The following is a 22,114-nucleotide window of genomic DNA, read 5'->3' on the forward strand; positions in this document are numbered from 1 at the left end:
GCGATCGCCCTACCTCCTAAGCATTCAGCCCGGACAGGTAGGAGCCATCAGCCCTTCAGCCTCCCATCGGGATCGCTGAATCGGCGGTTCTGGCGAGCTCCATCGCCTTCAATCTAAAATCATCACTTAATATAGCATAAATTTCAGCAACAATCCATCGATTGATTCATTTTTTGCTCGGGTACAGGGATTAAAAATCAGCCCTCCCCCTGGCACAATCTCTTTCTGGAGATAGAATCCACCGGAGGATTAAGTTTTGTAAAATTCACAGCAAGCGGGAATTTAACAGGAGTTTTTTGATGTCCCAGTACGATGTAATTATAATTGGAGCCGGTCATAATGGCTTAGTCTGTGCGGCGTACCTTTTAAAGGCGGGTAAAAGTGTTTTGCTATTAGAAAAACGCTCAGTTCCCGGGGGTGCAGCAACCACAGAAGAATCTTTGCCCGAAGAAGCACCGGGGTTTAAATTTAACCTCTGTGCGATCGACCATGAATTTATCCATCTCGGGCCTGTGGTGGAAGAATTAGAACTGAAAAAATACGGATTAGAGTATCTGTATTGCGATCCGGTCCTGTTTTGTCCCCAACCCGATGGGAAATATTTCCTCGGTCATAAATCCGTAGACCAAACCTGTCGGGAAATTGCCCGCTACAGTGAGCGTGATGCCCAGAAATATGGAGAATTTGTCGAATATTGGCAGCGAGTGTTGAATGCGATCGCCCCCATCTTTAATGCGCCGCCTAAATCGATTATCGATATCACCGGCAATTATAATTTCGATAAAATTAAAGACTTGCTATCCTTACTGGGAAGCCCCGATAAAATCCTGGATTTTGCCCGAACCATGCTCAGTAGTCCTCAAGATATGTTAGAGGAATGGTTTGATACAGAAGTTGTCAAAGCACCCTTAGCTAGACTTGCCGCAGAAATGAGCGTCCCTCCCTCACAAAAAGGGATGTCTGTGGGTGCAATTATGATGGCAATGCGGCACAATCCTGGGATGGCAAGACCCCGAGGAGGAACCGGCGCACTCACCCAAGCATTAGTCAATCGAGTCACCAGTCTCGGGGGTGAAATTTTGTGCGATCGCGGCGTTGAACGCATTTTAGTCGATAATAATCGCGCCGTTGGTGTCCGCGTGGACGGAGGTCAAGAATACCGCGCCAAAGAAGGGGTGATTTCCAATATTGATGCCAAACGAGTCTTCTTAGATTTAATCAATCCGGGAGATGTTGATTCCAGCGACCCCAACTTACGCGAGCGAGTGGACCGCCGCATTGTTAACAACAATGAAAGCATCCTCAAACTGGATTGTGCCCTCTCAGAAATGCCCCGATTTGAAGCTTACAATCACCAAGATGAGTATTTAATTGGGTCGGTGGTCATCGCTGATTCCGTTCATCATGTGGAAGAAGGGCATAGTTTCTGTCAACTCGGCAAAATTCCGGATGAAAATCCCTCCATGTATGCCGTCGTTCCCACAGTTCTTGACCCATCAATGGCTCCGGAAGGAAAGCATACCCTCTGGGTGGAATTCTTCGCCCCCTATCAAATTCATGGCGCAGAAGGAACCGGACAAAATGGCACCGGATGGACCGACGAGCTCAAAAACAAAGTGGCCGATCGCCTGATTGATAAACTATCCGATTATGCGCCGAATATCAAAAATTCCATTATTGCGCGCCGGGTAGAAAGTCCACCGGAACTGAGCGCTCGCCTCGGGTCTTATAAGGGAAATCACTACCATATTGACATGACCTTAGACCAGATGATTTTCTTCCGTCCTCTCCCAGAAATTGCCAACTACAAAACCCCCATTGATGGGTTGTTTTTAACCGGCGCTGGCACTCATCCCGGTGGTTCCATTTCCGGAATGCCCGGACGGAACTGTGCCCGGGTATTCTTATTCCAACAGCAACCGATGAGCCAAACCTTAAAGGATGCCACCAATTCGGTCAAATCAATGGCAAGTTCGGTGTTTAATTTGTCGAGCTAAGGCTCATAAATTGTTGAGTTTAAGATTTGCAGAATGAATCTAAAGCCCTAATAATTACCCAGTCTTACTTCTCGAATGGGTTGACAAATAGCTTGATTCAATATTCCGCATCCTCCCCAATTGGGGAGGACTATGGTATTTCATTGTACTCCGAAACCATAAACCTTCCGGTTTATGGTTTCTTTAGACCTATTTAACCCGGCAATAAATAGCATAATTTTATCGGTTATTGAGATGATTTTTGTCTCTAATGTTGATAGAAAGTTTCGCTAATTATTCGTAATTTTGATTCATGTTAAAAAAGGTGCGATCGCTTTGGTAGACATTTATATTCTTGATATGCTGGCTATCGGTGTGTTACTGCTGTCAGTAACTGTGTTTTCGGGGTGGATTAAGCGATTGCCGCTTTCTTATGCCCTGATTTATTTAGCCGTTGGTATTTTCATGGGTCCTTATGGGCTGAGATTAATTCTGGTGCGCCCGGATGCAAATTTTCTGGAGCGATTGACTGAATTAGTCGTGATTATTTCGTTGTTTAGTTGCGGACTAAAAATGAATCGTCCGCTCAAATTTTGGGCGTGGCAGACGACGGCCCGATTAATTGGATTTTTGATGCCGATTTCTATTGTAGGGATCGCCGTGGTTGGGCACTTGTTTTTGGACTTGGATTGGGGGGCGGCGATTTTACTCGGGGCCATTCTCGCCCCCACAGATCCAGTTTTGGCATCAGAAGTTCAACTGGCTCATGTTGAGGATAAAGATGAACTCCGCTTTGGCTTAACCTCTGAAGGGGGTTTAAATGATGCCCTGGCTTTTCCGTTTGTTTATTTTGGGTTATATGCGTTAAAAGATAGCAATGTCAACAACTGGATTTATGAGTGGTTGGTGATTGATTTAATTTGGGCGCTCGCCGCTGGTATCGGCATGGGAATTGTCGTTGCTTCGGCCATTGTTTGGGTTGAAAAACAATTACATCGCATTCGTCCGGTGGATGACCTCATGCAAGATTTTATTGCGTTGAGTACAATTTTACTGGCCTATTCCCTGACTGAAGTGATTAATGGATACGGATTTCTGGCGGTATTTGTCGCCGGAGTGACGGTCCGCAGAAGCTACAGCCGCGATTCGGAACGAACCGAGTCTCAACTGAGATTGACGGACCGGGTGGAAAAACTCCTAGAAGTAGGAACTATCTTGTTAATCGGTTCTATGTTGAGAGTAGAACCGAGCTTAAAGTATGCGGGAGATACTTTAATCGTGGCGGTATTTTTGTTGTTTATTATTCGTCCCCTAGGAACTTGGATTAGTACCATTGGCTCAAATTTTCATCGCTCAAAACGGTTATTGATGGGGTGGTTTGGGATTCGGGGCGTCGGTTCAGTGTATTATCTCACTTATGCGATGGGCGAAGGGTTAGAAGGAGAAACGGGGGAAAAAATCGCTTGGGTTGTGTTTCTCACTCTCGTGATTTCGGCCATTGTGCATGGAATTAGTGCGACTCCGTTGATGAATTGGTATGGATCGAGGTTGGAGAAAAGAAAGGTAACCCTCCGGGGCGATCGCCTCTGATCCGGCAAATCCCCCCTCCCTGAAGGATGTTCTATAGCTGCCCTAAATTTAAGGCAGCTATTTTTGCAAAAACCTGGTATTGAGGCAATGAATCCAAGACTTGAAGGCAAATTTAGGCCACCCTTCCTCTGGGGTTGGGCGAAGGTGACCCTTGATTCCCTGGAGTTGAGGAAAGTCCCGCCCACATCAAATCCAGAACCCATTCTGTACTCAGTCCCTGGCGATCTTTCTTCGTATAGATGCCAGATTTAGAGAAAAATGTTGCAATGAAGATATTGTTAAGGATTAAAGACATGAGCCAACGAGTTTTGATTATTGGCGGACGGGGACGCATCGGCAGCAGCATTGCCCAAGATTTGATCGCCCATACCGATGCAGAAATTACGGTCACCGGACGGGACAAGACACCGGGAAAATCCGTGGATGAGACTTTAGGCGATCGCCTGAAGTTTCGGGCGGTACATTTAGACGATCGCGCCGGATTATCCCAAGCGATCGCCGAAAGCGATCTCGTCATCCATAGTGCCGGACCCTTCCATCACCGCGATGCCCGAGTCCTCCAACTCTGCATCGAACAAGGCGTCAACTATACCGATGTTAGTGATAACCGAGGATTCACCCGCAGGGCGCTGGCATTACAAGATTCCGCAGAAAAAGCAGGGGTAACCGCCATCATTAATACCGGCATTTTTCCCGGAATTTCTAATAGTATGGTTCGCCAAGGAGTCGAACAACTTCAAGAAGCCGATCGCATCCATTTAAGCTATGTTGTCGGGGGGTCAGGCGGTGCAGGAGTCACCGTCATGCGAACCACCTTTTTAGGCTTACAAAACCCCTTTGATGCCTGGGTTGATGGTCAATGGCAACAGGTGAAACCCTATACTGATCGCGAAACCATCGAGTTTCCCGAACCCTACGGCAAGGTCGGGGTTTACTGGTTTGATATGCCCGAAGCCTTCACCTTACCCGACTCCTTCCCCGTTAAAACTGCCATTACCAAATTCGGCACTTCCCCGGATTTGTACAACCATTTAACCTGGATGGTGGCGAATTTATGGCCTTCAGCCGCCCTGAAAAATTCTGCGGTAGTCGAGTTTTTATCCCAAGTCAGCTACCGAATGACAGCAGTAACCGACAAATTTAGCGGGACCGGGGTGGCAGTGCGATCGGAAGTCAACGGACGCAACGCCGCAGGAGAACCCGCCACAGTTTGCAGTGCGGTGGTTCATCATAGCGCCGCTGTTGCCACCGGAATCGGCACCGGAACCATCGCCGAATTGATGCTGAAAGGAAAACTCACTAAACCCGGTGTATGGCCGGTAGAACAAGCCTTATCCACTCCGTTGTTTGAATCAATTATGACAACTCGGGGAATCGAGATAGCTCATCATTGGTTGTAATCTGTCCCTATCTATCTTAGCCCGGATTAATCATGCACAGTTGTCTGAATTATATTGAGGGTCACTGGTTACCCCCCGCCTCTGGGGAAACGATGGAAAGCCGCAATCCCGCCCACTGGCGCGAACTGGTTGCCACCTTTGGGCGATCGGGCGATATTGATATAGAAATGGCCGTCAGTGCCGCCCGCCATGCCTATCGCACTTGGCGACTTGTTCCGGCACCCGAACGGGCGGAATTTTTATACCGCTTCGGGGAAATATTGCGCGATCGCAAAGCCGAACTCGCCTACTTAATGAGCCAGGAAATGGGAAAACCCCTGACTGAAGCCAATGGAGATGTCCAAGAAGGCATTGACTGCGCCTTTTATTATGCCGGAGAAGGTCGCCGTCTGTTTGGACAAACCACGACTTCGGAAATGGAGAATAAATTTGCGATGACGGTACGAATGCCCATCGGCGTCTGCGGGTTAATCACCCCTTGGAATTTTCCCGTGGCGATTCCCTGTTGGAAAGCAATGCCTGCCTTAGTCTGCGGCAATACCCTGGTTCTGAAACCGTCTGAAGACACCCCGGCGGTGACTCACTTGCTGTTTCAGGTTTTCCATGATGCCGGATTTCCCCCGGGGGTCGTCAACCTCGTGCATGGGTTGGGAGAAGAAACGGGAAAAGCCTTGGTAGAGCATCCCGAGGTCAATTTAATTTCATTAACCGGGTCCTCACAAACCGGCGCAGAAGTAGCGGCAATCTGCGCCAAACAGCACAAGCGGGTTTGTTTGGAATTGGGGGGGAAAAATGCTCAAGTGGTGATGGAGGATGCGGATTTAGAATTAGCCCTGGAAGGGGCAATCTGGGGGGCTTTTGGCACCAGTGGGCAACGGTGCACTGCCACCAGTCGTCTCCTCCTCCATCGGGATATTAAGGATAAGTTTACCGAAATGCTGGTTAATCGCACCCGGAAACTCCGTCTAGGACCCGGTACGGACCCGAATACGGATATCGGGCCGATTGTCAATGCCACGCAACTGAATACGATTGAGGAGTATATCGAAATTGCTCGTCAAGAGGGAGCGAAGATTTTAATCGGGGGCAATCGCACAACCGAGGGAACCCTCACGGGGGGATTCTTTTTTGAGCCAACTATCCTGGATGGAGTAACGCCCAATATGCGGGTGGCGCGAGAAGAGATTTTCGGCCCAGTGGTGGCGTTGATAGAAATTTATTCCTTTGAAGAGGCGATCGCCATTCTCAATGATACCCCCTACGGTTTATCTTCTTCTGTTTATACTCGCGATGTGAATCGGGCGTTTCAGGCCATGCGCGATATTGAAGCCGGAATTACTTATATTAACGGTCCGACCATTGGTGCCGAGGTGCATTTACCCTTTGGAGGCGTCAAACAAACCGGCAACGGACATCGTGAGGCGGGGACAGCCGCGCTAGATGTGTTTACGGAATGGAAAACGGTCTATGTAGATTTTTCCGGACGCTTACAACGGGCGCAAATCGATAATCGCGAGTGATTGGAGTGGATATGACCCCGGGATAAGTCTGCTGACAAGAGTAGGTTGTTTACGCTTCAGGGGACCGGACCGTTCGTGATTTTCAATGTGAGGCCAATCCCCTGAACGTAAAACCCTACTCTTGTAAGGGATGAGTCTGGGAGGGGAATCAAATCAGAACAATTCTGTCCCGGACTGATTTGGCCCACAAATGGGCTATGATAACTTGTGGGCTAAGTCCCTTTGGAATCATCCATTTTTGAACTAACAACCGTAGGAGTAACGATGTCTAATCCCCCAAAAATTCTCGCCTTTGCCGGAAGCGCTCGCGAAGGGTCATTTAACAAAAAACTGGTCCAAATTGCCGCCAATGGCGGTAGAAAAGCCGGTGCAGAGGTCACCTATATTGACCTGCGAGATTTCCCCATCCCTCTGTATGACCAAGACTTAGAAGCAGCAGAGGGAATGCCAAGATATGCTCAGGAGTTAAAATCGCTTTTCTTTGCTCACCAAGGCTTGTTGATTGCTTCTCCGGAGTATAATAGCACCCTTAGTCCCCTGCTTAAAAATGCGATCGACTGGGTATCTCGTCCTGCTCCCGGTGAACCGATGCTGGCTGCTTTTTCCGGGAAATTGGTGGGAATTATGAGTACCTCTCCCGGTGGTTTAGGGGGATTACGGGGTTTGGCTCAACTGCGCGAAATGCTGGCGAATATTAGTATGGTTGTTTTACCGAATCAAATTGCTATTCCCCAAGCATTTGAAGCGTTTACAGAATCGGGGACGTTAAAAGACCCCCAAAAGCAAGAAGCGGTGGAAAATATTGGCGCAAAAGTGGCAGAAATGTTAACCAAGTTGAACGCTTAAGTTGAGAACAAGGGGGGTATCAGAACCCTGACAAGAGTAGGGTTTTTACATTCAGGGGGATTTTCCTGTGCAGTGATACCTTTAAAAACGAGTAGGGTGGGCATTGCCCACCTGCACAGAAAGGTGGGCAGTGCCTTTTACTTTTACCAACCGGATTCTGTATGATACCCCCCTTGGTTATGATTGCTCAATCTGTTGGCGGATTAAGCGTAGTAAATCGCGGGTTTTATAGGGTTTAGATAAATAGGTGGGGGAACTATTCTCTCCCGATTTAGAGAGGGGAAGATTGCTGACGAGTCCGCTCACGGCAATAATTTTAACTGAGGGATTAATTTTTTGGAGGGCTTTTAAAGTGAGCGCTCCATCCATTAAAGGCATCATCATATCCAGAATCACCACAGCAATTTCTGAGGACCGTTGACTGTAGAGGGAAATGGCTTCCATGCCATCAGCAGCGGTTAAAACATGATAGCCAAATTTTTGCAGGAGGGCTTGAGCAATTTCGCAAATGGCAACTTCATCATCTACGACTAAAATTAACTCACCGGAGCCAAAACAGAGTTCGGTGGGTTCTGAAGTGAGAGCTTGAGTTCCCTGAATGGCAGGCAAGTAGACGGTGAAGGCGGTGCCTTTCTCCACTTGACTGGAAACCAATAAAAAACCCCCATGATTTTTAACGATGCCTCGAACCGTGGGCAACCCTAATCCAGTGCCTTTTCCTAATCCTTTGGTGGTAAAAAAAGGTTCAAATAAGCGGCCTAAAATTTCCGGAGGGATGCCGGTGCCGGTATCTCGAACCGTGAGTTTAATATAAGCGCCAACTTTAGCCTCAGGGTCTAGGATTAACTCGGATTGGGTGAGGGTGATATTTTGAGCTTCAATGGATAAAATGCCCCCGTTGGGCATGGCATCGCGAGCATTGACGCACAGATTCATCAGGATTTGATGGAGATGAGTCGGGTCCCCGGAAATTAACCAGAGTTTGGGGTCGATCGCCGTGGAAAGTTCAATGGATTTGGGAAAGGTTTCCCGGGCGATCGCCGTGATTTCATCAATCAGGTGTTTGAGTTGGATCAGGGTGCGATCGCCATCTAACCCTTTAGCAAATGAAAGCACTTGTTTCAGCAGGTCCGCACCGCGCAAGGTATTAATTTCTAGCATGGAAATTAAGCGCATTTGCTGGGCGTTTAACGGGAACATTTGCAGCAGTTGCACCGCCCCTAAAATGGGGGTGAGAATATTGTTCAAATCATGGGCAATGCCACTAGCTAAGGTGCCGATACTTTCGAGGCGTTGCGCTCGCAAAAACTGGGCTTCTAGTTGTTTTTTCTCGGTAATATCCGTATTCACCGCGAGGATGGAACGGGGGCGATCGCGCTCGTCCCGCACCAGGGTCTGGCGACTGGCAACGGTGATGCATTTACCCGATTTGGTGACTTGCTCTAACTCTCCATGCCATTCCCCCGTTGTGAGGACCGTTTGCTCCACCCTGTTGAGCTCTGTAGCGCTTTTAACATCAAACAGCTGACTGCTGGTTTGGGCGAGCGCTTCCTGGCGGGTCCAACCATATAATTTTTCTGCCCCTTTATTCCAAAACCGAATATTCTGCTCAAGGTCTTTGACCCAAATTGCATCGGTGGCAACGTCCAGGAGGGCTGCCTGCTGGCGCACCTGTTCTTCGGTGCGTTTGCGCTCAGTGATATCATATAAGGCCCCCACAATTTCTTCACCCTGCTTCGGCCCCCGGCAAATCAGCTTCATTTCATCTCGCACCCATCCATAGCTGCCGTCGGAGTGCTGGAACCGATACTCGCTGAGGGCATGACCCGTCTGGTACAACTGTTTGATGCTGGAGAATAGTTCCGGTGCATCATCGGGATGAAGGCGATCGCGCCAAAACGAGCAGTCTCCGATAATTTCTTCCGGTCGATATCCCAGATGTTCAAGAATATTCTCACTCACAAAAGTCGGACAATAGGGCTGATCATGGGGGCAAGTATAAATCACTGCCGGACTAGAAGACAACAAATATTGAAACTGGGTTTGAGTCGCGAGCAGCGCCGATTCAGTCCGTTTTAATTCCTTAATTTGATGTTGGAGTTCCGACTCCCGCAGGACCCGTTCTGTGACATCTTCAATCGTGGCGATCGTGCCAATCACCCGAGATTCTTCCACAATCGGAGCAATCCGGGCACTTTGGAGCATATAAGGCACACCCTTATAAACATCGGCTGGGAGCATGGGTAACAAAAACCCATGTAAGCGCTGAGAGAGCAGAGCCACTTGTCCGGCGAGAGCTTGGTGAAAAAATCGATCTAATCGCCGGTGCTTTAATTCGGGATAAATTTCTAGTAAATTTCTCCCCACCACCCGCTCCCCATTCAACCCACTATAAAGTTCCAGCCAATGATTCCAACTTTGGATATTTAACCCTGCATCGGTCGTAAATATTCCTCGGTCTGCTAAGTCATTGACCCAGTGAAGGAAGTCCTGATTAGAGTTGAAAGGGTCGGTGATCCTGCTCATTTTCTATAGCCCTTGTTGTCAGCTAAATATGATTATTCAATTATGAAGAAATGGAAAGGTTAGGGGGCGCTATCTCCTCACTGGCCCACTTATCAATCTCTTCGAGTAATTTCTCTAAAGAGACCACACTCAAGACCATGACTAAATACCCGTGAATGGAATTTTCCTTCATCCGAAATCCGGTATAAACCACCATTGCATACCGCATTTCCGCCTTACCAATGCTCAGAGAATGGAGTAACCCATCCAAGGCTTCTAAATGTAAACGAGGAACGGAAAAGGAGATTTGCATTTGTAACAAATTTCCAAAGACACTCAGGCAGGCGTTGAGTAAAATATTGCCAATTTCCGTGAGCACTTCGGCCGCCGAGGCATCGAGGCGATCGCGATGGATATCTTGTTCTGGAGTCACCAACTCGGTCAGTTGCACCGCCCCATCATAGTTCAACAATAACAGGGCATTGCCTGAAACCCGTCCGGTAAAAATTTGCTGGACTGTGGCAATTTCACCCTTGACAAAGGTCCCGAGTTTGGCACTGAGTTCTTCAATCGGGTGAATGGAAACCTGGGGAACCTCTAATAACACCCGATGACCCGTAAGTTCCGAAAGGGCCGAGGCGGTGCGAGCAAAACCCATATTCAGCAGTTCGCTTAAGGCATCCTGTTGGGTTTCTGTCAGTTTCATCCTACCCCTCCCGGGATCCCTTGGAGGACCTGATTGACCATCTCCAGAACCGCATCGGGATTATAGGGTTTAGTCAGATATCCCAATGCTCCGGCTGCCATCACGGAAGCGCGGGTCAGTTCTTGCAGGTCAGCAGTTGCCATCACGATCCGGGCGCGATCGTCGAAGGCGAGTAATTTTTCCAGCACTTCGGTTCCCTGCATATCTGGCATCGCGATATCCAGTAAGACGAGATCGGGTTTCTCTATATAGTAACTCTCAATGCCCATCAATCCATTTTTGGCCTCAATAATCGAGTAGCCTTCGCTCTGGAGGATGCGACGCAGTATTCCCCGAGAAAGGGTAGAGTCATCCACAATCAAAATTTTTGCCATTGCCTTGCGTCCTTCTATCGGATTGGCAGTCAAGCTCTAACCCTGAGATTGAGGGAGCCAGCTTTATCGCGGGTCCGCTTCATTTCGCCCCGAATTTGTTCATGCCCTTATCTTAACTCTGAAGGGGAATGGTGGATAGCCGGATCTTCCAACTCCTCTTTCACAAAGTCGAGGCTAACTGAGCGAGGACTTTCGCTAATTGGGCGGCTTCTACAGGTTTAGGGAGGTGTTTTTGAAAGCCTGCTAGGAGGGATTGGGCCCGGTCCTCCTCCGAGGCAAATGCCGTCAAGGCGATCGCCGGAATATGACGGTTGCGGTCCGCTTCATACTGGCGGATTTGGTGAATTAAGTGATATCCGTCTTCTCCAGGCATTCCAATATCGCTGACTAAAACATCAAATTTGAATTGGTCCATCACGGCGATCGCCTCAGAAACCGAAGTCACCACCTGAACCCGCACCCCGTAATCCGTCAGCATTGCCTCCATTAAATCCCCGGTATCCGGGTCGTCATCCACCACTAACACCTGCAACCCATCCAGGGCCCAGAGTTGACTCGACAATCCCTCTTCTTTAGAGGAAGAAGTCTGGAGAGCTTGCTGTTGTGGCGGTTTGGGCAGAATCGGTAACTGGACAATCAACGTGGCCCCTTGGCCTTCACCCTCACTCAGCGCTTGGACCTGGCCCCCGTGGAGTTCCACTAAGTGACGGACGATGGTCAATCCTAACCCTAATCCCCCATAAGCGCGAGTCGTAGAACTATCGGCTTGACGGAATCCATCAAAAATATGGGGCAGAAAGTCTGGATGGATGCCAATTCCCGTATCCTGAACCTGGAGGGTAATATAGGAATCCGTCTGGGCGATCGCCACGGCAATTTGCCCCCCTGACGGGGTAAACTTGATCGCATTAGACAACAAATTCCAAGCCACTTGCTGCAAGCGATCGCTATCTCCTGAAATCAAGGCGATCGCTGGGTCAACGTTGAAATCAATCTCAATTCCCTTAGATTCAGCAGTCGGAATCATCGTATCCAGGGCCGCTTCAACAATCGGAATTAAATTTAACGGACGCAGTTGTAAGCGAATTTTGCCGCGAATAATCCGAGAAACATCCAGGATATCATCAATCAAACCAACCTGTTGTTTAGCATTGCGCTCGATAGTTTCCAAGGCTTTCTTCTGCATGGTTTCATTCAGATTGCGAGTCCGCAGCAACTGAGTCCAGCCCAGAATCGAATTGAGGGGGGTGCGAAGTTCATGGGAAACAATGGATAAAAACTCATCCTTAATTTGATTGGCCTTAACTAATTCTTCCGACTGTTGCTGTTGGAGAATCAAGGCGGCTTCCAGTTCTCGCTTATGGAAAGCCAGTTCCGAGGCGAGGACTTCTACATCGGAGTTTTGAGAGGTCAACTCCTGCTGTAACAAATCCCGCACTCGTTTAATGGCGATCGCATTGCCCACCCGCGCCCGCAATTCTTCCACAGAAAAGGGTTTCATCAGATAATCTTGGACCCCTTCACGCAATAACTGCACCCGCAAATCATCATCATCTTTCGCCGTCAACATGATAATGGAAACATTGGCGAAATCTGGATTACTGCGTAATAAAGACACCAGGCGATCGCCGCCAATTTCGGGCATCATCACATCACTCAGGATTAAATCCGGATGCAGAGTGAGTGCCTGTTCCCACCCTTCCTGCCCGTTAAACGCCGTAGCAATTTGATAGTCCCGTCCCAGGATATCGCAGACAAAGCGATTCATTTCCCGGTTGTCTTCCACAATTAAAACCAGGGGGCGAGGGTCATTGGCAAGGAGAATCGAGGGAGTGGTCTCGACTTCGAGCTTCAGTTCCGCGATCGCAGATTCAGCCAACTCCTCCCAGAGGGAAGATTCGGAAGCCGTTTTATGGAGATCTGGGAAAACCTCTAGGGGAAGCTGGACCGTAAACATCGCCCCACCTAGGGGTGCATCCGAGACGGTAATCGTCCCCTGATGAAGTTCGACAAATTCCTTGACAATCGCCAATCCCAACCCTGTCCCGCCAAAGCGACGGGTACTCCCCCCTTCAATTTGGCTAAACCGCTCAAAGATGGTTTCGCGCAGTTGCGAGGGAACCCCTGGACCACTATCTTGGATGGCGATCGTCACCGGATTGTGAGTTCCCTCCCCCCCTTCCAGAGACAGGGAACAGTCAATTTGGCCTCCCGGGGGGGTGAACTTAAACGCATTGGAGAGTAAGTTTAAAACCACCCGTTCGATTTTTTGGCGGTCCAATTGGGTCCCCAAGGACTCGGGAGTTTTGATATTGAGGGTAATTTCCCGTTCGAGGGCTAAAGCGTCAAAGTTCGCTGCCACTTGGCGGATCAGACTCGCCAAGTCCAGGGGAACCGCTGCCAGTTCCATCTTGCCTGCTTCTAGCTTAGAGATATCCAGGAGATCATTAACCTGTTTGAGCAGCATTCGGGCATTGCGTTCGATTACCAGCAGGTCCCGGCGTTGTTCCTCCAAGAGTTGGCGATCGGCGAGCAACTTCTGAGTCGGGCCTAAAATTAAGGCCAGGGGGGTTCGCAATTCGTGACTGACATTGGCAAAAAATTGGCTTTTGAGTTCGTCGAGTTGCTTGAGCTGACGATAAAGGGCTTGTAGTTCTTGATTGGCGCGTTCCAGATTCAAGCGGCGTTCTTCTGAAATCTGAGCCGAGTCCAATAATTTTAAGGCTCGGGGAATTAACGGGGGTAAAGAAATTGCCGTCGTCACTGAGGCCAGGGCGGTGAGTAATTTCACATTTCCCGATAACCAGTAGGTGGGATTCCATAAGGTCCAGACTGCGAGAAAATGGGTCATGCTACAAGCGATAATAAAAGCCCCAAAGGCCAAAAACATCCAATGGAAGGGGATATTTGGCCGCGCCTTATAAACAAAATAAGCAAGGCTAGTCGAAATGGCGACATAGGCGACGGCAATCAGGGTATCTGATGTCACATGAAGCCACACTAACGAGGGCTTCCAGAGATAACAATGGCCGTGGGGAATAAACCCATCCTTTGCGAAGAGATTCGCCAGCAGGTCGGGCCAGAGCAGGAGAGTTAAGAGGGCTAGGAACCCCACTATACTACTACCTAATAGAATTTTTTGGGGCTGGCTACTGTTGGTTGGGGGGGGATTTTTTAATGCTGTTTCCTCAGTTTCTGGACTAAGAGTGGCAAGATTAAGATTAATTTTTTTCATAAGATTTTCAAGCATTAATCATTAAAGTCATGAGTTTTTCCACCATCGTTTTTGAGGTTGAAAAAGGTTAAATTCATGAAGTTGGTTACAACCTAAAGAGTCTTCCAGACCCAAAGGGCAGGGATAGGTTTTAATTTGGAGAAAATCGCCTGACGACGAACGGGTGCTTCCCTAAGTTTAATTCTAGCGTTTAAACCGTCAGAACTTCTGCGTATCAAGAGGGAATCTGAAATTCTGGGATTAGATTAAGCCTGTTTGTTGGGCAATTTCCGCGAGGGCAGTTGCTAATTTCAAGGGTTCCACAGGTTTAGCAACATGAAGATGAAATCCGGCTAAAAGGGCCTGTTGACGATCCTCTTCCCGAGCGAAAGCGGTCAAGGCGATCGCCGGAATCGGCTTAGAGTATCCCGCCTCACGCTGGCGAATTTTGCGGATCAAAACATAGCCGTCTTCATCGGGCATTCCGATATCGGAAATTAAGATATCATGACGCGATCGCTCCGTAGCGGCTAAGGCTTCGGCAGCCGATAAAACTACCGTCGTCTGGACTCCATATTCCGCTAGGACTTGAGCAATCAACTCTCCCGTATCGCGATCGTCATCCACCACCAGCACCTGTAAACCGGCGAGGTTCAACGAATGGTTCGCCATTGCTTTCTCGTCCCCAGTCAGGGAATCGGGAGCGGGGTGAGAGTTCTGGGAGACTCCGATGGGGAGTGCTACGGTAAAGGTTGAGCCAGTCCCTTCTCCCAGGCTGAAGGCAGAGATGGTCCCCCCATGCAGTTCGACGAGGTAGCGCACAATAGTTAAGCCTAGACCGAGACCCCCGTGGGTGCGGGTGGAGGAACTGTTGGCTTGGCGGAAGCCCTCAAAGACGTGAGGTAGGAAGTCCGGACTAATTCCAATCCCGGTATCCTGAACCTGAAATTCTAGGTAATTCCCCACCCGATCGATCGCCACCGTCACCCGTCCATCATTGGGGGTGAATTTTACGGCATTAGAGAGCAGATTCCAGACAATTTGATGCAGACGGCTACTATCCCCTAAAATCGGCTGTCCGTAGGAGTTGAACTGGGTATGGATTTCAATCGATTTTGCTTCGGCTGCCGGAGTCAGGGTGGCGATCGCCTGTTCCACCAGAGTTTCCAGATACAAGGGAACTCGGTTCAGGCGAATTTTTCCGCGAACAATCCGCGAGACATCCAAGATATCGTCAATCAAAGTCACCTGATGCTTGGCATTGCGTTCGATGGTTTCCAGGGCTTTATTTCGCGTCTCTTCTTTCAGGCTGCGCGCACGGAGTAATTGCGCCCAGCCGAGAATGGAGTTGAGGGGAGTCCGCAATTCATGAGAGACGATCGCCAAAAATTCATCCTTGAGTCGGTTGGCTTTTTCGGCGCGATCGCGGGCTTGCTGCTGGGCCTCATAGAGGTTGGCCCGGTCAATGGCAAGTGCGACGCGATCGGCCACCAGTTGCAGCAAATAGACATCTTCTGCCATGAATTCTCGCGGCGACTCGGTACTGACATGGAGTACCCCAAGCACCCGGTCTTGTAACAGCATCGGTGCACCCATAATCGACTCGATTTTTTTATGTCGGAACAGTGGACTAATAACTTGAGCATGAGCATTGCGCTCAATCAGCATCGGTTGCCGAGTCTGGGCAATTTTGCCCGCAAACCCTAGCCCGATCGGGACGGGGATACTAGGAGAGAGGGGTTGCTCTAAATCTAAGCCTTTGGTGGCGGTCACTATTAAGGCCGTTTGGTCCTCATTGGTCAATAAAATAACGGCAGCATCTACTTCTAATACCACCGTGAGGCGATCGAGCAACTCTTGGAGTAGATCATGGAGAGACAAAGGGGCGATCGCCACATCCACAATCGCTTGTAATCGATGCACCATTGTCGTCGCCCGTTCGGACAAAATTCGGGCCGCTTTCTCCCGTTCCAACAACTCCATCCGCTCTTGCTGTGCCTGCTTGCGTTCGTGAATATCCGTATTCGTCCCAAACCACTTGACAATCTCCCCCTGATGATCACGCATGGGCACTGCTAATCCCAGATGCCAGCGGTAAGCGCCATCGCCACCCCGACGCATCCGCGCTTCAATTTCATAAGGTTGTCCGTTTTCCAGGCAAACGGTCCACTTTTCGAGACATTCCGCCAAGTCGTCCGGATGCACGATCGGCTCCCATCCCCAGCCTAAAAGTTCCGTCTCGCTAAAGCCGGTGTACTCACTCCAGCGGTGACTCAGGTAATCTAGGGTCCCATCCGGTAGGGCAGTCCAAACCATTTGCGGAATCGCTTCGCTGAGGAATCGATAATACTGCTCACTGGCTTCGGCTTGAGTTCGGGCGGCTTGTTCCAGTTGCAAGAGTTTAATCCGTTCCGCTTCCGCCTCTTTGAGGGGGGTAATATCGATCACCGACCCAATGAACCCCAGTAAATTGCCTTCGGGACTCAACCGGGGAACCCCGGTTTCTAGCACCCAGCGATAGGCTCCATCCGCTCGTTGCAAGCGGTATTCTTGGGTAAAGGATTGGCTGGCTTTCACCGCTTGTTGGTAACTCAAGAGGCACGGGCCCTGGTCCTCGGGATGGATCCGACCCCAATGGTTGAGGTCCGGGTCCGCTTCCAGTCGCGCGCCAATGAAGTTTAAGCCCCATTTATTTAAAAAGGTCCACCGCCCCTGGCAATCCGCTACCCACAGCAGCACCGGGGCCGTATCTGCCATATCCCGGAAGCGTTTTTCACTGTCGCGCAGGGCTTCTTCGGCCTGTTTCCGTTGGGTAATATCATAGCGGATGGCTAAATATTGGAAGGGTTTTCCATGACTATCTAAAAACGGGACGATCGCCGTATCCACCCAATAATAAGTCCCATCTTTGGCCCGATTTTTAATTTCTCCTCGCCACACTTCCCCGCGAGCAATGGTTGCCCAGAGATTGAGAAAAAATTCTTTAGAATGATAGCCGGAATTGACCAACCGATGGTTTTGTCCAATCAATTCACTTTGGGAATATTTAGAAATTTCACTAAATTTATCGTTAGCATATTGAATCGTTCCTTTAGCATCCGTCGTCACCACAATTGCTGATTTATCTAAAGCAAATTGGAAATCGGATAATTCTTTCAAGGTTTGTTGGAGTTCCGCTTCTGCCCGTTTGCGATCGCTAATGTCCCGCACCGATGCCATCCACACGGAGTGACCCAAATAGAGGGTCGGTTGCATAACTGCTTCTAGGATCACCGTTGTCCCATCTTTTTTGATCCCGACCGCTTCCGATGCTCCCTCCTGTGTCCATTGGCCCTCCTTTAACATTAACGCTACCGTTTCCTCTGTAAAAATATAGGCTAAAGGCCGTCCGTTTAGTTCGTCCGGGTCATATCCAAATATCTTTTCCAAGGAGGGATTTACGGCCATTATGCGATCGCCCTGATAAAATAAAATCCCTTCCACTGTCGATTCAGCGAGGGTTTTAAACCGTTGTTCACTCGCTCTGAGTGCCGCCGAAGCCTGCTTGCTTTGGGTGATATCTCGGCTAATTTTAGAAAACCCGTAAAGATTCCCCTGATTATCATATAAAGGTGTAATCACTTCATGGACCCAAAAGCGGGTTCCGTCCTTTCGCAGTCGTTCTCCTTCTTGTTCCCACCGTCCCTGTTCTACCGCCTGTTTCAAGTCTCGTTCCGGTTGACCTTGGGCCACCGCTTCTGGGGGATAAAAGCAGGAAAAATGTTGGCCAATAATCTCCTGGGGTGCATACCCTTTGAGGCGTTCTGCTCCCGGATTCCAGCTATTTACTCGTCCATCGGGGGCGAGCATATAAAGTCCATAATCTTCGATGCCCTCTACCAACAACTGAAACTGCTGTTCGCTGCGCCGAAAAGATTCGAGATGTCTTTGAGCAGTTCTGGCACTTTGGGAACACTGTTGTTTCTTTTGTTGCAATGAACCGATGGCGATCGCGATTGCCGATCCTTCCATTAGAAATAAAATTAACCGGAATGTTTGGCCCGGACTACTTTCTATCTGGGGATAAAGGGGAGATAAAAATAAGTAACTGCTGACTAATCCGGCCCCAAGGGTGGCTATCAGTCCCGCTTTCTTGCCCCCAAACCACGCACTGACCATAATCGCCGCAAAATACACCAAAAATGGGCTTTCCCGTAAGATTAAGGGTGCTATGGCGCTTTTAATCGCCGTGGCGAGGGTGACACTGACGAGGGCAATGCCCACTGGGTGCAGGAATTGTAGCAATGGTGTTGAATACTGGTTTCTGGGGTAGCAAAGCTGAGGCAGTTTGCTAAATAGACGCAGGAGGACAGATGGACTTATTTTCATTGGGATTTAGAGGAGTCTCGATCTTGGGGATGGCACTTTCAATGCGCGAGCAGGAGAACGTTAAGAAACTGCTTCATCATAGAGAGAGGTGCTTTTTTCCTTGTTTTGTGCTAACCCCAGGTTCCGATTTAACCTCAGCCTCTTTTTTGTTCTATGCCTACCATTTTAGAATTTTGACTTAATTTCTGGGGAAACCAACAGATAAAACCCCGTCAACCCGAATTCCCCAAGTAAATATACTTAGCTTGACTCATTCTATTTTCTCCTCAAATTGTTCTGAAGTCAACTCCACTTGCTCCCGGGGTAAGTTTAATTACATTAGAATCGCAGAATCGCGTCGAGTAGGCATTAATAAATCATTCGAGTGGAATGGCTATGGATAAAATTGTAACGGACCAATCCTTACCTCGCAGGCCCCATCTGGTCACCCCCTTACCGGGACCTCGCGCCCAAGAACTGGTCCAGCGCGATCGCGCCGTGACCTCTCCCTCCTATACCCGGGGATACCCCTTAGTTGTAGCCCGAGGAGAGGGCTGCTCTATCCAGGATGTGGATGGCAATGTCTTCCTTGACTTTACCGCAGGCATCGCCGTCACCGCCACCGGACACGCTCATCCCCAGGTGGTGCAAGCGATTCAAGCTCAGGCAGCCCAGTTGCTACATATGTCGGGAACCGATTTTTACTATGAACCGATGGTGGAACTGGCGGAACAGTTGGCAAAACTTGCCCCATTTCCCGCAGGTGCCAAGGTCTTTTTCAGCAATTCCGGGGCGGAATCCAACGAAGGGGCGCTCAAATTAGCCCGCTATGCTACAAGAAGGTCTCAGATTGTCGCCTTTCTGGGGGCTTTCCACGGGCGCACTTTTGGGGCCATGTCCCTCACGGGTTCAAAAGCCGTGCAGCGTCAAGGATTTGGGCCGTTATTACCGGGAATCACCCATATTCCCTACGGCACTCATGCCAGTTTAGATTATCTGGAGTTTCAACTGTTTAAGACGGTGTTACCCCCGGAGGAATTGGCGGCGATCGTTGTCGAACCGATTCAAGGGGAAGGGGGATATCTGGTTCCAGAAGAGGGATTCCTGGCCCGAATTCGGGAAATTTGCAGCCGCCATCACTGTTTGATGGTGGTGGATGAAGTACAATCGGGCATGGGTCGCACGGGCAAGTTGTTCGCCGTGGAACATTGGAATGTCATGCCCGATATCATTACTCTGGCCAAAGGGATTGCCAGTGGATTACCCCTCGGGGCAATTCTCGCTCGTCCAGAGTTGATGACATGGCCCCCGGGTTCTCACGCCACTACCTTTGGCGGGAATCCGGTTGCTTGTGCCGCAGCGAATGCGACGTTACAAATCCTCCTTACCCAAGGGGTGATTGCTAATGCCACCGAGATGGGTGAGTTATTACAGGAAGGTCTCAGGAAATTAGCCATACTCTATCCCCAACTCTCACAACCGCGAGGGAAAGGGTTAATGGTGGCGGTGGATTTACTCGATGAATCTGGTGCTTTCGACCCGTCCTTACGCGATCGCGCGATCGATGAGGCATTCTATCACGGACTGTTACTGATCGGCTGTGGCAAATCCGCCATCCGCTTTTGTCCCCCGTTGGTGGTTGATGCTGAACAAATTCAGGTGGCGTTAGAGATTCTCGACTCCTGTTTCTCCAAACTGTTGACAACACGATAACGCCTTGGGGTTGTGGCATGGGGTAACAGAGACAGGAAACCGGGTTTCTTAACCAAAATGTTGGTGATTACTGAGATCTTGGACCCGTTGCAACAACCGGCGGGGGATCAATCCCCCGCCTCATAGCTAAAGTCGGATAAATCCGACTAAAAACACCATCCCATAAGACTTTTAGTCGGTTTTAACCGACTTTAGCTGTTAGGCGGGGGATTGATCCCCCGCCGGTGTTTATCTCTCACAATTTTTGGAGGCATTCCCATGAAACCCGCATTAATCGCCCAAGAACTATGGCATCAACTTTGGCTAGATTACAGTCACCGGGTTCCCTACGCCCGAATTTACGAGACGGCAATTTCTGAAGCGGGGGGAACCGTTGCCAATGATCATATTGCCTTTCGGTCCCTGGCCCTCTCTATTGAAACGGCGATGGGAACCGTGAATTTAGGTATCCCTCACCTGGAACAGGTTCTGGATGGGTTGGGTTATGTGCAAATGGGAGAGTTATCTTTCCCCTCCCAACACCTCTATGCGCGTCACTATCGCCATCCCCAACAGGACGAGTTTGATTTGCCGAAATTGTTTATCAGCGAGTTAATCGTGGATCAGTTGCCGCCCGAGGTGCGATCGCCTCTGGAAACAACGGTGCAGTCGGGTTTAGATATCGAAGGGTTATTAGGGTGCCAGTCTGCTATTCAAGACTTACGGGCGATGGATACTCATCCCACGGACCCTCACATTCTGGTCCAGCGACTCAAATCTCTGTTTGTTCGTCCCTGGATGCCTCCTTTGCGATCGCACCTGGAAACAGTCAATGCCGTGAGTCAGTATGGGGCTTGGGTGTTGCTGCATGGCTATACCGTCAACCATTTTACCGGCTATGTGAACCGCCAAAATACCCCCGCTTACCCGGATATCGAAACCACGGCCCAAGCACTCCGCAGTCGGGGCGTTCCCATGAAGGCGGAAATTGAAGGGACTGCCGAAGTCGGATTACGTCAAACTGCAACCCGGGCAGTACAGGAATCCGTCACCGTCCGCAGTCGGCCCGAGGGTCCTTTTCTGCAAATTCCTTGGACTTACGCTTATTATGAAATCGCTCAACGATTTGCGATCGAACCCACCCCGGGACATCCTCAACTCTTTCAAGGGTTCCTAGGCCCCAACGCCGCCCAACTCTTTGAAATGACCCGTTCCCAGGGAAGCATCCATCCGGGGTGATTTTGTAAAATTTTTCCATAAATTCAGTTAACGGTAACTTTCAATACAGTTTTGCCCTCTGGCTTTTGCTACAAATTATTAAATAGAAAGCATTGCAGAACTAAAAACTGTTGCTAACGGTAAAGCAGAGAACTTAATCCTTAATAGAATTCTGATTTGAATTGACGAATTTAAACCTGGATTCAAAAGAATTGAGTCAACCTCGGAGTGGTTCTGTTTCTAAAGTTTACGTTCAGATTTTAGAAACAGTTGTTGGTTACACGGCGGGATAAAAGCCCGAAAGATAATAGCAGGAAATCTGTGACTATCTTTCGGGCTATTTGTTTATCTATTCTCCTCGTTCAACGTCCCGACTTCAGTCGTTATGTTATCTTAGTTCAACGTCCCGACTTCAGTCGTTCTCTTTCCCCCGTTCAACGTCCCGACTTCAGTCGTTATCTTCCACAAATCGGATTGTTCGTAGCCAACAACCGCTGGGGGTTAAAACCCCCAGCTAATAGCTAAAGTCGGTTAAAACCGACTAAAAACACCACTGAATAAGATTTTCACAGCCCGCTGGGGGTTAAAACCCCCAGCTAATAGCTAAAGTCGGTTAAAACCGACTAAAAACACCACTGAATAAAATTTCCACAGCCCGCTGGGGGTTAAAACCCCCAGCTAATAGCTAAAGTCGGTTAAAACCGACTAAAAACACCACTGAATAAA

13 protein-coding genes and 1 riboswitch are annotated in these 22,114 nt (G+C 49.3%); of the genes, 8 read left to right on the top strand and 5 right to left on the bottom strand.

The genetic code is table 11. The features are described 5' to 3' along the window. Positions 1-31: 31 nt before the first annotated feature. A riboswitch (Fluoride riboswitch) is annotated at positions 32-116 on the bottom strand. Between the two features lie 183 nt (positions 117-299). The 5 genes from crtO to NG795_RS07495 all read left to right on the top strand — a co-directional run bounded on the left by crtO (position 300) and on the right by NG795_RS07495 (position 7,332). Next, positions 300-1,997, top strand: a complete 1,698-nt coding sequence (crtO, locus tag NG795_RS07475; protein WP_367288027.1) for a beta-carotene ketolase CrtO — start codon at positions 300-302, stop codon at positions 1,995-1,997. A 285-nt stretch (positions 1,998-2,282) separates the two neighbouring features. Next, positions 2,283-3,566: a cation:proton antiporter gene (locus tag NG795_RS07480; RefSeq protein WP_367288028.1), complete on the top strand. Its 1,284-nt coding sequence runs from the start codon at positions 2,283-2,285 to the stop codon at positions 3,564-3,566. A gap of 293 nt (positions 3,567-3,859) precedes the next feature. Next, the gene (locus tag NG795_RS07485) at positions 3,860-4,966 is read left to right on the top strand and encodes a saccharopine dehydrogenase family protein (protein ID WP_367288029.1); all 1,107 of its coding nucleotides are present in this window, start codon (positions 3,860-3,862) and stop codon (positions 4,964-4,966) included. Positions 4,967-4,998: 32 nt separating this feature from the next. Continuing rightward, the gene (locus NG795_RS07490) at positions 4,999-6,486 is read left to right on the top strand and encodes an aldehyde dehydrogenase family protein (protein ID WP_367288030.1); all 1,488 of its coding nucleotides are present in this window, start codon (positions 4,999-5,001) and stop codon (positions 6,484-6,486) included. 264 nt (positions 6,487-6,750) lie between these two features. Then, positions 6,751-7,332 (top strand): NADPH-dependent FMN reductase, encoded by a 582-nt coding sequence (locus NG795_RS07495; RefSeq protein ID WP_367288031.1) that lies wholly within the window; start codon positions 6,751-6,753, stop codon positions 7,330-7,332. 177 nt (positions 7,333-7,509) lie between these two features. On the opposite strand, the gene NG795_RS07500 is transcribed toward NG795_RS07495, so the two are convergent. From NG795_RS07500 to NG795_RS07520, 5 genes are all read right to left on the bottom strand, one after another. Continuing rightward, on the bottom strand, positions 7,510-9,858 hold the full coding sequence (locus NG795_RS07500; RefSeq protein WP_367288032.1) for a hybrid sensor histidine kinase/response regulator: 2,349 nt from the start codon (positions 9,856-9,858) through the stop codon (positions 7,510-7,512). Positions 9,859-9,898: 40 nt separating this feature from the next. Further along, positions 9,899-10,543 carry a chemotaxis protein CheC gene (locus NG795_RS07505; RefSeq protein WP_367288033.1) on the bottom strand — a complete coding sequence of 215 codons (645 nt, stop codon included), beginning with the start codon at positions 10,541-10,543 and terminating at the stop codon, positions 9,899-9,901. Beyond that, a complete protein-coding gene (locus tag NG795_RS07510; RefSeq protein WP_367288034.1) occupies positions 10,540-10,950 on the bottom strand; it encodes a response regulator in 411 nt (136 codons plus the stop codon). Before NG795_RS07510 ends, NG795_RS07505 begins: the two co-directional genes overlap by 4 nt. A gap of 127 nt (positions 10,951-11,077) precedes the next feature. Further along, complete coding sequence (locus NG795_RS07515) at positions 11,078-14,152, bottom strand: ATP-binding protein (protein WP_367288035.1); 3,075 nt, start codon at positions 14,150-14,152, stop codon at positions 11,078-11,080. A gap of 240 nt (positions 14,153-14,392) precedes the next feature. Further along, a complete protein-coding gene (locus tag NG795_RS07520) occupies positions 14,393-18,415 on the bottom strand; it encodes a hybrid sensor histidine kinase/response regulator (RefSeq protein ID WP_367288036.1) in 4,023 nt (1,340 codons plus the stop codon). A gap of 459 nt (positions 18,416-18,874) precedes the next feature. Here NG795_RS07520 and NG795_RS07525 point away from each other — a divergent pair, with 459 nt between their 5' ends. The 3 genes from NG795_RS07525 to NG795_RS07535 all read left to right on the top strand — a co-directional run bounded on the left by NG795_RS07525 (position 18,875) and on the right by NG795_RS07535 (position 21,913). Beyond that, positions 18,875-20,191 carry an acetyl ornithine aminotransferase family protein gene (locus NG795_RS07525; protein ID WP_367288037.1) on the top strand — a complete coding sequence of 439 codons (1,317 nt, stop codon included), beginning with the start codon at positions 18,875-18,877 and terminating at the stop codon, positions 20,189-20,191. A 258-nt stretch (positions 20,192-20,449) separates the two neighbouring features. Further along, positions 20,450-21,409 (top strand): DUF1338 domain-containing protein, encoded by a 960-nt coding sequence (locus NG795_RS07530; protein ID WP_367288038.1) that lies wholly within the window; start codon positions 20,450-20,452, stop codon positions 21,407-21,409. 300 nt (positions 21,410-21,709) lie between these two features. Further along, positions 21,710-21,913: a hypothetical protein gene (locus tag NG795_RS07535; protein ID WP_367288039.1), complete on the top strand. Its 204-nt coding sequence runs from the start codon at positions 21,710-21,712 to the stop codon at positions 21,911-21,913. Positions 21,914-22,114: the final 201 nt, after the last annotated feature.

The organism is Laspinema palackyanum D2c (assembly GCF_025370875.1).
In the GTDB taxonomy this organism is placed as follows: domain Bacteria; phylum Cyanobacteriota; class Cyanobacteriia; order Cyanobacteriales; family Laspinemataceae; genus Laspinema; species Laspinema palackyanum.

Coding starts and splice junctions, on each gene's coding strand:
- NG795_RS07525 (WP_367288037.1), top strand. CDS start 18,875: ATGGATAAAATTGTAACGGACCAATCCTTACCTCGCAGGCCCCATCTG.
- NG795_RS07515 (WP_367288035.1), bottom strand. CDS start 14,152: ATGAAAAAAATTAATCTTAATCTTGCCACTCTTAGTCCAGAAACTGAG.
- crtO (WP_367288027.1), top strand. CDS start 300: ATGTCCCAGTACGATGTAATTATAATTGGAGCCGGTCATAATGGCTTA.
- NG795_RS07530 (WP_367288038.1), top strand. CDS start 20,450: ATGAAACCCGCATTAATCGCCCAAGAACTATGGCATCAACTTTGGCTA.
- NG795_RS07500 (WP_367288032.1), bottom strand. CDS start 9,858: ATGAGCAGGATCACCGACCCTTTCAACTCTAATCAGGACTTCCTTCAC.
- NG795_RS07505 (WP_367288033.1), bottom strand. CDS start 10,543: ATGAAACTGACAGAAACCCAACAGGATGCCTTAAGCGAACTGCTGAAT.
- NG795_RS07495 (WP_367288031.1), top strand. CDS start 6,751: ATGTCTAATCCCCCAAAAATTCTCGCCTTTGCCGGAAGCGCTCGCGAA.
- NG795_RS07490 (WP_367288030.1), top strand. CDS start 4,999: ATGCACAGTTGTCTGAATTATATTGAGGGTCACTGGTTACCCCCCGCC.
- NG795_RS07485 (WP_367288029.1), top strand. CDS start 3,860: ATGAGCCAACGAGTTTTGATTATTGGCGGACGGGGACGCATCGGCAGC.